Annotated in this window: 11 protein-coding genes; 10 read left to right on the top strand and 1 reads right to left on the bottom strand. The window is 69.5% G+C overall.

The features are described 5' to 3' along the window. The 8 genes from GGR24_RS10025 to dnaA form a co-directional block, all read left to right on the top strand. Positions 1 to 243, top strand: a 243-nt coding sequence (locus tag GGR24_RS10025) for a glycine cleavage T C-terminal barrel domain-containing protein (RefSeq protein WP_281375329.1), incomplete at its 5' end; no start/stop codon positions are given. 161 nt (positions 244 to 404) lie between these two features. Continuing rightward, positions 405 to 2060: a polyhydroxyalkanoate depolymerase gene (phaZ, locus tag GGR24_RS10020; protein ID WP_183395183.1), complete on the top strand. Its 1656-nt coding sequence runs from the start codon at positions 405 to 407 to the stop codon at positions 2058 to 2060. Between the two features lie 187 nt (positions 2061 to 2247). Next, positions 2248 to 2646 carry an EF-hand domain-containing protein gene (locus GGR24_RS10015; protein ID WP_183395182.1) on the top strand — a complete coding sequence of 133 codons (399 nt, stop codon included), beginning with the start codon at positions 2248 to 2250 and terminating at the stop codon, positions 2644 to 2646. Between the two features lie 52 nt (positions 2647 to 2698). Then, complete coding sequence (locus GGR24_RS10010; protein WP_183395181.1) at positions 2699 to 3445, top strand: metallophosphoesterase; 747 nt, start codon at positions 2699 to 2701, stop codon at positions 3443 to 3445. A gap of 65 nt (positions 3446 to 3510) precedes the next feature. After that, entirely contained in the window at positions 3511 to 4863 is a 1353-nt protein-coding gene (locus GGR24_RS10005; protein ID WP_183395180.1) for an ActS/PrrB/RegB family redox-sensitive histidine kinase, read from the top strand. Positions 4864 to 4983: 120 nt separating this feature from the next. Then, the gene (gene rpsT / locus GGR24_RS10000; RefSeq protein WP_183395179.1) at positions 4984 to 5247 is read left to right on the top strand and encodes a 30S ribosomal protein S20; all 264 of its coding nucleotides are present in this window, start codon (positions 4984 to 4986) and stop codon (positions 5245 to 5247) included. A 686-nt stretch (positions 5248 to 5933) separates the two neighbouring features. Then, entirely contained in the window at positions 5934 to 6377 is a 444-nt protein-coding gene (locus tag GGR24_RS09995; RefSeq protein WP_210286096.1) for a rhodanese-like domain-containing protein, read from the top strand. Between the two features lie 62 nt (positions 6378 to 6439). Continuing rightward, complete coding sequence (gene dnaA, locus GGR24_RS09990; protein WP_183395177.1) at positions 6440 to 7906, top strand: chromosomal replication initiator protein DnaA; 1467 nt, start codon at positions 6440 to 6442, stop codon at positions 7904 to 7906. 13 nt (positions 7907 to 7919) lie between these two features. Here dnaA and GGR24_RS09985 read toward each other — a convergent pair whose 3' ends face one another. After that, complete coding sequence (locus tag GGR24_RS09985; RefSeq protein ID WP_183395176.1) at positions 7920 to 8708, bottom strand: mechanosensitive ion channel family protein; 789 nt, start codon at positions 8706 to 8708, stop codon at positions 7920 to 7922. Positions 8709 to 8969: 261 nt separating this feature from the next. Between GGR24_RS09985 and dnaN the strand changes: the two genes are divergently transcribed. Next, a complete protein-coding gene (dnaN, locus tag GGR24_RS09980) occupies positions 8970 to 10088 on the top strand; it encodes a DNA polymerase III subunit beta (protein ID WP_183395175.1) in 1119 nt (372 codons plus the stop codon). Next, a complete protein-coding gene (recF, locus tag GGR24_RS09975) occupies positions 10085 to 11257 on the top strand; it encodes a DNA replication/repair protein RecF (RefSeq protein WP_183395174.1) in 1173 nt (390 codons plus the stop codon). The genes dnaN and recF overlap by 4 nt, the downstream gene beginning before the upstream one ends. Positions 11258 to 11464 lie beyond the last annotated feature (207 nt).

Raw genomic sequence — 11464 nt, 5'->3', positions numbered from 1 at the left:
GCGATCGAGCCGGGCGCCCGGATCATGAAGGACGGCGAGCAGGTCGGAACCGTCAACTCCACCGCCTACAGCCGCCACCTGATGAAATCGATCGCGCTCGGCCATGTGAAGCCCGAGCTGAAAGCCTGGGGCACCCCGCTCGAGATCGTCTCCGAACGCGGAACCTTCCCGGCCTACGTCGTCCGGACCCCGTTCTACGACCCCCACCGCATCAGAACACACCCCCTCGAAGAACGCGCCTGAACACAGGCTTTTGAGGGCCTTCCCGGCGCGCGCCGCAGGGCGCGCCCGGTCCGCTCGCGGCCCCTCTCGGGTCGGTAGCCGACAAAGGCGGCATTGACGCCAGCCTCCGAAGGGAGAATCGTTCGCGTCCTATTGCGGCGCAGCATCGGAAGGACGTGTCGATGCCTCGGGACCGGAGAATCAGTGGCATCGGCGAGTTCGCCGGCGCTGTCGCCAGTTCGGATCTGGCCGACTGGGGCGGCTCCGCCGCCTCCATGCCGCTCTACTGGCTGTTCGAGGCCGCGCAGGCCTCGCTCGGTCCCGCGCGCGCCTTCGCGGACGCGGGCAAACTCTACTTCAAGAATCCCGTGAACCCGCTCTCCCACACCGACTGGGGCCGCAAGGTCGGGGCGATGTGCGAGGTGTTCGAGCGCGCCACGCGGCGTTACGGCAAGCCGGAATTCGGCATCGCCTCAACCCTGGTCCAGGGCGAGCGGGCGCCCGTGACCGAGGAGATCGTCTGGAGCCGGCCGTTCTGCAACCTGATCCACTTCCAGCGCGGCCTGCGGCCGGGGAGCCGCAAGCAGCCGAAGCTGCTGATCGTCGCGCCGATGTCCGGCCACTATGCGACGCTGCTGCGCGGCACGGTCGAGGCGATGCTGCCCGATCATGACGTCTACCTCACCGACTGGACCGACGCCCGCCTCGTGCCGCTCACCGACGGCGCCTTCGACCTCGACGACTACATCGACTATCTGATCTCGATCTTCCGCTTCCTTCAGGGCGAGGCCCATGTGATGGCCGTCTGCCAGCCGGCGGTGCCGGTGCTGGCGGCGGTCGCCCGGATGGAGGCCGAGGAGGACCCGTTCACGCCGCGGTCGATGGTCCTGATGGGAGGTCCGATCGACACGCGCGAGAACCCGACGGCCGTCAACGAGGTCGCGATCGAGCGCGGCACGGAGTGGTTCCGGCGCAATGTGGTCACGATGGTGCCGTGGCCGCATCCCGGCGCGATGCGACAGGTCTATCCCGGCTTTCTTCAGCTCACCGGCTTCGTGAGCATGAATCTCGACCGACATCTCTCCGCCCATCATGAGTTCTTCAACCATCTGATCGACGGCGACGGCGACTCGGCCGAAAAGCATCGCGAGTTCTACGACGAGTATCTCGCCGTGATGGATCTTACGGCCGAGTTCTACCTGCAGACGGTCGACACGGTGTTCGTCCGGCAGGCGCTGCCGAAGGGCGAAATGACCCACAGGGGCAAGCCGGTCGACTGCTCCAGGATCACGCGCTGCGCGCTGATGACCATCGAAGGAGAGCGCGACGACATCTCCGGCGTCGGCCAGACCCGGGCCGCCCACAAGCTCTGCACGCGCCTTTCCGACGACAAGCGCGCTCATTACCTGCAGGAGCGGGTCGGCCATTACGGCGTCTTCAACGGCTCACGTTTCCGGGCCGAGATCGCGCCGCGCATCCGCGACTTCATCAGCTCGCACGAACCGAGGGCCCAGAGGCCGGCGTCGGGGGCCCGCGCGCGGACGGGCGAGCCTGAGACCGTCTCCTCCGCGGACGAGGCTCCGGCGGGGACGTCGCTGGCGCGCGCGCGTGAGCCGCGCGCCGCGAAGGCCCGACGGCCGGCGGACGACCTGACCCAAATCACCGGCGTCGGCCCGCGCATCCAGGAGCTGCTCAACGAGGCCGGCATCTTCCATTTCTGGCAGCTCTCCCGCCTGACCCCCGAGGAGATCTCGGAACTGGAGCAGCGCATCACGCCCCGCGGCCGCATCCTGCGGGACAAGTGGATCGAGCAGGCCGAGAGGCTCTCTCGCGCTTGATCGTCGCAGCCGCAACGATGTTCGCCGCCGCTCAGGGGACCGATCTCCCATCTCGCGCGCAAAAATCTTGGCCAAAGCGAGCAACGTTTATTCTAAGGGCTTTCTAAGAGAGAAGATCTTCTCCATATTCCCGCCGCGCTGTCGGTCAGGTCCGGACTGGGCGTTCTTATTATTAGAGGAGATCTCCATGAGCTACCGCATCGCCGCTGCGTTCGCCGCTGTCCTGTTCGCCGCCGCGCCTGCGGCCGCCGCCAACACCGGCGCGGACGCCCTCAAGAGCATCAACAAGGATGGCGACGACACTCTCGAGATCGCCGAAGTCATCGATGCCGGCGTCAAGACCTTCCAGGCCATCAACCCGGATGGCGACACCACGCTCGAAAGCGGCGAGACCAAGGGGCGCATCACCGAGAAGGAATGGGCGCGGTTCAACACCGACGGCGACAAGACCCTCGAGATGGACGAATGGCTGAAGATCCTGCGCATGCATTTCAAGCGGGCCGACGCCAACAAGGACGGCAAGCTGACGGCCGTGGAGCTCGACTCCAAGGCGGGCCAGCGGGTCATCCTCATGATCATGAAGTGAGCCGGCTGCGCTCCATCCTTCCGGCCCGCGCTCCGGCGCGGGTCCCTGCTTCGTGAAGCCCCTGATCCGGCGCGGCGGCTGGACCGCCGCGATCCGGCCGCTCGCCGACGGCGAGGCTGTCGCGGCGATCGGCGACGTGCACGGCCAGGACGACCTGTTCGAGGCCCTGCTCGGCGCGCTGTCGCCGGACCTTCAGGCGGCCTCGCGCGCGACCCTCGTGCAGTTGGGCGATCTCGTCGACCGCGGTCCCGGCTCGCTGGCCGCCCTGCGGCGGGCGAAGGCCGGGCTGCCCGGCGTCGAGAGCGTCACCCTGATGGGCAACCATGAGGACCGCATGCTGAGCGCGATCCTCTCGGAGGATCCCGAGGAGCACGCGATGTGGCTGGAGTTCGGCGCCGGCGAGACGCTCGCTGAGGCGGGCGTCGGGTTCGACCGGCCGGACTGGCGTGAGGTGTTCACGACCGCGCTCGGGCGCGAGCTCATCGACTGGCTGACGCAGCTGCCGAAACTGCACAGGATCGGAGACCTGGCGTTCGTCCATGCCGGGCTCGACCCCGCGCTGCCGCTCTCCGAGCAATCCGCCCGGACCCTGATGTGGACACGCCGGCCGTGGCTCGAGAGCCGGGGTCCCTATGACGGCGGCGTGGCGGTGATCCACGGCCATACGCCGCAGCCGCAGGTCGACCTCGCGCATCCGCACCGCATCAACCTCGACACCGGCGCGTTCCGCACCGGGGCGCTGTCAGCGCTGCTGATCGTCGGCGACCGCATGCGCGTCGTTCAGGCGGTCCGGCCCTAGGCGCTTGTCGCGCCCCCGAAAGCCGGTCATGACGGGCCTTCATCAAGGCTCGGAAGGCGCGGCTCTTGGACTTCGATCGTCCCCCGGAAAACCTGCTCACGGAGCATCATCTCAGGCTCGACACGCTGATCCGGCTGCGATGGCTCGCGGTCGCGGGCCAGAGCTGCGCGGTGTTCCTTATCCATATGGCGCTCGGCTTCCCGCTGCCGCTGGCGGCTTGCCTCGGGGTGATCGCGTGCTCGGGCGCACTGAACGTCGCTCTGCGCCTGCGCTATCCGATGACCCATCGGCTGGAGGGTCCGGCCGCCGGCCTCCTGCTCGCCTATGACGTTCTGCAGCTCGCGGCCCTGCTGTTCCTGACCGGCGGGCTCGAGAATCCCTTCTGCGTCCTCTTCCTGGCGCCGGTGATGATCTCCGCCACCGCGCTCACGCCGCGGACGACGGCGGCCCTCGGCGCCCTCGTGGTGGCGCTCGCCACGCTGCTCGCCTTCGTGCATCTGCCCCTGCCCTGGCCTTCGCCGCACGCGGTCGAGCTGCCATTCCTCTATCTGGTCGGCCAGTGGGTCGCGCTCATGCTGGCGCTGGTGTTCATCGGCGTCTACGCGTGGCGGGTCGCCGAGGAGGGTCGCGAGCTCAGCCAGGCGCTTGCGGCGACCGAGCTCGTCCTCGCCCGGGAGCAGCATCTGTCTGCGCTCGACGGCCTTGCGGCGGCCGCAGCCCATGAGCTCGGCACCCCGCTCGCGACGATCGCGCTGGTCGCGAAGGAGCTGGAGCGCGCGCTGACCCCCGGTCCGCACGACGAGGACATGAAGCTGCTGCGCGAGCAGGTCGCGCGATGCCGCGAGATCCTCAAGACGCTGACCTCGCTCGACGAGGGGGACGCGCCGTTCGAGCGGATGGCGATGCGGCACATGCTCGAGGAGATCGTCGCCCCGCACCGGAATTTCGGCGTCGCGCTCGAGGTCGCCGCGCTCGGCGATCCCGCAGCCGAGCCGGAGTGGCTGCGGAACCCGAGCGTGCTCTATGGCATCGGCAATATCGTCGAGAACGCCGTCGACTTCGCCCGCTCGCGCGTCACCGTCACGGCCCGGTGGGATTCGGACCGCGTCGAGGTCGAGGTCGCCGACGATGGACCCGGCTTCGCGCCGGAGATCATCGACCGGCTCGGAGAGCCTTACGTGTCGACCCGCGCCGCCGGCCGCGCGGCCCCCGCGGAAGCCGGCGGCCTCGGGCTTGGCTTCTTCATCGCCAAGACGCTGCTGGAGCGTTCGGGAGCCCAGCTGAAGCTCAGAAACGCGCCCCCGCCGCTCACCGGCGCCCGCATCCGCATCACCTGGCCGCGGGGCCGGTTCGCCGCCCCCGCGCCCGAGGGCGGCGGCAAGGCGGCCAGCCTCTCCTTCCGCGCCGCCGCAACCTGAACGTTGACGCGACAGGCCGCTCTTGCTAGGTGACGCGCTCCCGCGGCCGCCCGGAAGGCGGCTGCTCTTCTGTTGTCAGGCGCGGCCCGCCTAACGCCGCCTCACGAGGATTTCCCGCTTATGGCCAACACGCCGTCGGCCAAGAAGGCCGTCCGCAAGATCGCTGCTCGCACCGCGGTCAACGGCGCGCGCAAGAGCCGCGTGCGCACCTTCCTGCGCAAGGTCGAGGAGGCGATCGCCGCCGGCCGGGCGGAGGACGCCAAGGCCGCGCTCGCGGTCGCCGAGCCGGAGCTGATGCGCGCCGCCCAGAAGGGCGTGTTCCACAAGAACACCGCCTCCCGGAAGGTGTCGCGCCTTTCGGCCCGGGTGCGCGCCCTCTCCTGATCGCGCCGCCGTTCGCAGTCAAAAGCCCGGCCCTCGGCCGGGCTTTTTGCTTTCCTGGATTGCGCGTCACGCATGCCGCCAGAAGTGGCCCCGCCGCAGAATCCAGCTTGACTCACGCAAACCCCTGAATCGCCGTCATGACGAGTCTGCGTCAGTTCCATGGGCAGGAATTTCTCATTGGTATCAATGAGATAGCGCGTAGACGCGGAGCCGCGCCCGGAATCCGCGGGAGGCGGGCCTCGCCGCCGCCGGGCGGGCCAAAGAATCTTCCTGGCCGGACGCGCCCGGCGCAGGTAGGCGGGAACCCCGCAAATTTGCTGGCTACGCAGAGCTTTGCACGGGTCCTTTTGCGCCGCGGTCCCGGATTGGAACGACCAGAATCGGGGCCAGGCGCGATTCGTTTACGAAGCCCCATTGCATCCCGATCGGGCTCTCGGGTATCTTCCCGTCAATGGGGGCCGACGAGATGATCGTTGATAATAAAGCGATATTCTGCAGTCGTTCTCGTTAAACATCCCGCGTTAGAGAAGCTTCCACTCCGCCTCTTGGGGCGAGGGTTGGTTCATCGCGCCGCGCGCTGAGCGGATGACGTTGGCGTAGACATGCGCTTCGGCGCGCGCGTGCGTTCTCCAGTGGTCTAGTCACGAATATGGGGCGCCGGATCTTAGTCCGGCGATGGAATGTCTATGCCAGATCCCAAGACGCCATATGCCGGCGATGTCGCGCCCAGCGAGGCATGGGAGACGCTCGCAAGCGAGCCCGCCGCCGCGCTGGTCGACGTCCGCACGACGGCCGAATGGTCCTTCGTGGGGCTGCCGGATCTGTCGCCGCTCGGCAAGCGGCCGCTGCTGCGCGAATGGCAGAGCTATCCGTCCATGCAGGTCGACGGCGCCTTTGCGGACGACGTCGCCGCGGCGCTCGGCGAGGCCGGGGCGGGCCCGGACGCGCCTGTCTTCTTCCTGTGCCGCAGCGGAGCGCGCAGCCAGGCCGCCGCGGCCGCTCTGGCGGCGAGGGGCTGGACCCGCTGCTTCAACATCGTCGGAGGCTTCGAGGGGCCGCTCGACGGCAGCCGGCACAGGGGCGCGACGGCGGGCTGGAAGGCCGACGGTCTTCCCTGGGCCCAGTCCTGACGCCGCCGCCTGCCTCGCCAGTTTCGCCTTTTTTGAACGTCGCACGTCTCGGAGGGATCTTCATGCCCAGCTCGCAGCTCGCAGCCCATTCGAGGAACCTGGCCGCGCACGAGCTTGACGATGGATCAGAGCACGAAGCCCTCTGGTCGGCCGTAAGCCGCCGGCTGCGCGCCGAGTATGGCGAGGACGTCTACACGAGCTGGTTCGTGCGTCTCGTCCTCGACCGGATCGACGGCGAGGTCGCCCACCTGACCGTGCCCACGCGCTTCCTGAAGTCCTGGATCCAGTCGCATTACTCGGAGCGGATCGCCGCCGTGTTCGCCGAGGAGAACTCCGAGGTGCGCCGGGTCTCGATCGGCGTCAGGGTCGCGGCGCCCAAGCTCGTGACCGCCGGGCGGGACGTCGTCGTCGCGCCGGTGCCGGAGCTGGCCGAGATCCGCCCCGCCGTCGCGCTCCCGCAGCCTCCGCGACCGGACGCCGCACGGATCGGCGGTTCGCCGCTCGACCGTCGGCTGACCTTCGACACCTTCCTGACCGGTCGCTCCAACGCCATGGCCTATGCGGCCGCGCGTCAGATCGCGGACGCCCGCCCCGGCGACCCCGTGACCTTCAACCCGCTGGTGATCCACGCCGCGGTCGGGCTCGGCAAGACGCATCTGCTGCAGGCGACCGCCCACGCCGCGGAGGCGACCGGCCGCCGCGTCACCTATCTGACCGCCGAGAAGTTCATGTTCGACTTCGTGGCGTCGCTGCGGGCGCAGACCGCCCTCGCCTTCAAGGAGCGGCTGCGCGCCATCGACCTGCTCATCATCGACGACCTGCAGTTCCTGCAGGGCAAGACCGTCCAGCAGGAATTCGGCCACACCCTGAACTCGCTGCTCGACGGGCGGCAGCAGGTGATCGTCGCGGCCGACCGCGCGCCGTCGGAGCTGGAGGGCGTCGACGAGCGGCTGCGCTCGCGCCTCGCGGGCGGCCTCACGCTGGAGATGGGAGCGCTCGACGAGGAGCTGCGGGCCAAGATCCTCCGCACCCGGGTCGAGGCCGCCAAGGCCGCCCACCCCCGGTTCGACGCGCCGGACGACGTGATCGCCTATGTGGCCCGGGTGGTGACGGCGAACGGCCGCGACCTCGACGGCGCGGTCAACCGCCTGCTCGCGCACAACACGCTGACCGGCGCGCCGATCACGGTCGAGATGGCCGAGACCGCCCTTCGCGACCTCGTGCGGCAGGTCGAGCCGAAGCGGGTCAAGATCGAAGAAATCCAGCGCATCGTCGCCCGGCACTATCAGGTGAGCCGCGCCGACATCCTGTCGTCACGCCGCACCCAGACCGTCGTGCGGCCGCGGCAGGTGGCGATGTATCTGGCCAAGCAGCTGACGCTGCGCTCGCTGCCGGAGATCGGCCGCCGCTTCGGTGGTCGCGACCACACCACGGTTCTGCACGCGGTCCGCAAGATCGACGATCTGGTGAAGACCAACTCCGCGCTGTCCGACGAGATCGAACTCCTGAAGCGCATGCTCCTCGAGTGAGGCCGGGCCTGGATCATTCGGCGGGTTGAACGGCCGCTTCCTTGGCCTTTGCGCGCTCGGTGACGAACCGGCTGAGCTCGTAGCGAAGCGCGGCCGTGTCGGCGGCTTTCGTCCAGGCCTTGACGTTGAGCTCGATCGGGTCGCCGTAGCCGACCTTCTCGACGACCGGCGGCGGGCTGCTGAGGACGCGCCGATTGTCGGTCAGGAAGGCCCGCACGTCCTGAATGGTGGCGTCCGCGTCGCCATTGCGGGCGGTCACCTTGGTCTCGACGAACCGGTCCGGATATTTCGAGAAGTTCGTCATCGCGTTCCCCCACACGGAGCCGTTGGGGATCAGCACCTGCACGTTGTCGGCGGTGGAGAGCTCGGTGAAGAACAGGGTGAGGTCGCGCACCTCGCCGTTCTTGCCCCCGACCTCGATGTGGTCCCCCACCCGGAACGGCCGGAACAGCAGCAGCATCACGCCCGCCGCCATGTTGGAGAGCGTTCCCTGCAAGGCGAGCCCGATCGCCAGAGAGGCCGCGCCCAGCACCGCGATCAGGCTGGTGGCCTGGATGCCGATGACCTGCAGGATGGCGACGAGCGCCACCGCCAGAACCGCATAGCGCACCAGGCTCGACAGGAAGCCCGCCACGGTGACGTCCATATGCCTTGCGGCGAGCAGCAGACGGTGCGCGGTCCGCTCCGCGGCGCCCGCGAGCCATATGCCGGCGATCGCCAGCAGGAGGGCGCCCAGCATGTTGGTGCCATAGCGGATCGCCAGGCTTGTCATCACCGCGAAGTCGACCGGGATGTCGGGCATGGGGTTCTCCTCTGCAGCGCACACGCGACTCCCGGCCCCAACGCTGGACGGCCGAGAGGGTTCGGAGGGACCTCGCGGGGTAACGAGGAACCCCACGTCGCTTCGCCGGCGAATGAACGCGGCTCTGGTCGCGGAACGGCTTGTCGACGGCTGCCGCCTCATGCAATGTCGCGCCCCCCGCGGAGCCTCTGTCCGTGGGACGGCCGGACCTTCTGGCGGCGGGCGGCCGGCCTCGATGGTCCTACGGAGAGCGGGACGAAAATGCGAGCGACCCTCGAGCGGGCGGCCCTCCTGAAGGCCCTCGCGCATGTCCACCGCGTCGTCGAACGGCGCAACACGATACCGATCCTGGCCAACGTGCTGCTGCGCGCGGGCGACGGCGGATTGAAGCTGCAGGCGACCGATCTCGACCTTGAGATCGTCGAGACCACGCCGGCGGAAGTGACGCAGCCCGGCGCCACGACCGTGCCGGCGCACACCTTCTACGACATCGTCCGCAAGCTGCCTGACGGCTCCCAGGTCTCGCTCGAGATGGGCGGAGAGCGCGGCACGCTGGTGATCCGCGCCGGGCGCTCCCGGTTCACGCTTCAGACGCTGCCGGACAGCGACTTTCCCGATCTCGCCGCGGGCGAGTTGCCGGTGCGCTTCGAGATCGCCTCGGCCGATCTCCGCCGCCTGATCGACAAGACGCAGTTCGCGATCTCGAACGAAGAGACCCGCTACTACCTCAACGGCATCTACCTTCATGTCGTCGAGCAGGGCGGCGTGAGCCTGCTGCGCGCGGTGGCGACCGACGGCCACCGGCTCGCCCGCGTCGAGATGCCCGCCCCCGCCGGGGCCAAGGGCATGCCCGGCGTCATCGTCCCCCGAAAGACGGTCGCCGAAGTCCAGCGCCTGCTCGAAGACCCTGAGGGCCAGGCTGCGGTCGAACTCTCGCCGACCAAGATCCGCGTCTCGGTCGGCGACGTGGTGCTGACCTCGAAGCTGATCGACGGCACTTTCCCGGACTACAACCGGGTGATCCCCACGGGCAACGACAAGCGCCTGACCGTGGACCGGTCGGAGTTCTCGAGCGCGGTCGACCGCGTCTCCACGATCTCGTCGGAGCGCGGCCGCGCGGTGAAGCTCTCGCTCGGCGAGGGCCGGCTGGTGCTCACCGTCACCAATCCGGACTCGGGCAACGCCACCGAAGAGATCGAGGTCGACTACGATGCCGACCCGATCGATATCGGCTTCAACTCCCGCTATCTGCTCGACATCGCCGGCCAGCTCGAGGGCGACACCGCCCTCATCCGGCTCGCGGACCCGGGCTCTCCCACGCTTGTTCAGGACCGCGACGACGCCCCGGCGCTCTATGTCCTGATGCCGATGAGGGTGTGACGGCGGACGAAAGCGGCCAGCGCCCGCCCTCGGGCGGGGCCCCTCGCGTCGCGGTGACGCGGCTTCGGCTGACGAATTTCCGCTCCTACGCGGCGCTCGACCTCGCCTGCGGGGAGCAGTCGGTCGCGCTGGTGGGCCCGAACGGCGCCGGCAAGACGAACATCCTGGAGGCGCTGTCGCTGCTGGCCCCCGGCCGCGGCCTGCGGCGCGCGCCTTACGCGGAGCTCGCCCGCACGCCGGGGGACGGCTCGTGGACCATCGTGGCCGACCTGACGGGCCTCTCAGGCGAGGCGAGGCTCGGCGCGGGCGTCGACGCCGCCCAGGAGAGCGGCCGACGTTGCCGGATCGACGGCGCGCCCGTTCCGTCCGCGGGCGCGTTCGCGCGACATCTGCGGCTCGTCTGGCTGACGCCGGACATGGACGGGCTGTTTCGCGGCCCCGCCGGCGACCGCCGCCGGTTTCTGGACCGCCTCGTCGTCGCAGCCGATCCCGAGCACGCGGCGCGCGCCGCGGGCCTCGAAAAGGCGCTCCGCTCGCGCAACCGACTGCTCGAGGACGACCGCTCCGATCTTCGCTGGCTCGACGCCGTGGAGCGCGAACTCGCCGAACTCGCGGTCGCGGTCGCGGCCGCGCGCGCAGACACCGCCCGGCGGCTCGGCGCGCTGATCGCCGAGACCGCGGATCCGGCCTCGCCATTCCCTGCGGCGCTGATCGCGATCGAGGGCTCGCTCGAGGCCGAGCTTTCCTACGCTTCGGCGACCGCGGCCGAGGACGCCTACCGGGAGCGGCTCGCGAGCGCGCGACGCCGCGACCGGGCGGCGGGGCGCACATTGGAGGGCCCCCACCTCAGCGACCTGCTGGTGCGTCACGCCGCCAAGGACATGCCGGCTGCGCTCTGCTCCACAGGCGAGCAGAAGGCGCTGCTGATCGGCCTCGTGCTGGCTCACGCCCGGCTGATCGCGCGGCTCGACGGAGCGCCCCCGGTGACGCTGCTGGACGAGGTCGCCGCCCATCTCGACCCGCTCCGGCGCGAGGCGCTCTATGGCGCGCTCGATGCGCTCGGGGCGCAGGCCTGGATCACCGCGGCCGATCCGGCGTCGTTCGCGGAGCTCGGCGACCGCGCCCGTCTCTTCACGGTTTCGGGGGGCGGCGTCCGGGAGACTCGCTGATCCGGCGGCGCCTTTTTGAGCCCCCCCGACGCGGACCGTGGAAATTCGCTCGAAAGATCTTATATATCAGCGGCTTGTGGGGCGGCTCCGCGGCGCCGTCCCGCAACCGCCGAAACTCGCTTTCCGCGGCGTTTCAGGCTACCAATGAGCCCTTCGGAATCCCCTGATTCCTCCCCGCTCGCGAGGTCGTTCGCATTCGCCGACGGC

Origin of the sequence: Hansschlegelia beijingensis, from assembly GCF_014196425.1 — a bacterium.
GTDB classification, from domain to species: domain Bacteria; phylum Pseudomonadota; class Alphaproteobacteria; order Rhizobiales; family Methylopilaceae; genus Methylopila; species Methylopila beijingensis.
Note: the sequence above shows the minus strand (reverse complement) of the source record. Positions and strands in the feature narration are given on the sequence as shown.

Excerpts from the sequence above, each read along its gene's own strand:
- phaZ (WP_183395183.1), top strand. The coding sequence starts at position 405 with ATGCCTCGGGACCGGAGAATCAGTGGCATCGGCGAGTTCGCCGGCGCT.
- GGR24_RS10015 (WP_183395182.1), top strand. The coding sequence starts at position 2,248 with ATGAGCTACCGCATCGCCGCTGCGTTCGCCGCTGTCCTGTTCGCCGCC.
- rpsT (WP_183395179.1), top strand. The coding sequence starts at position 4,984 with ATGGCCAACACGCCGTCGGCCAAGAAGGCCGTCCGCAAGATCGCTGCT.
- GGR24_RS09995 (WP_210286096.1), top strand. The coding sequence starts at position 5,934 with ATGCCAGATCCCAAGACGCCATATGCCGGCGATGTCGCGCCCAGCGAG.
- dnaA (WP_183395177.1), top strand. The coding sequence starts at position 6,440 with ATGCCCAGCTCGCAGCTCGCAGCCCATTCGAGGAACCTGGCCGCGCAC.
- GGR24_RS09985 (WP_183395176.1), bottom strand. The coding sequence starts at position 8,708 with ATGCCCGACATCCCGGTCGACTTCGCGGTGATGACAAGCCTGGCGATC.
- dnaN (WP_183395175.1), top strand. The coding sequence starts at position 8,970 with ATGCGAGCGACCCTCGAGCGGGCGGCCCTCCTGAAGGCCCTCGCGCAT.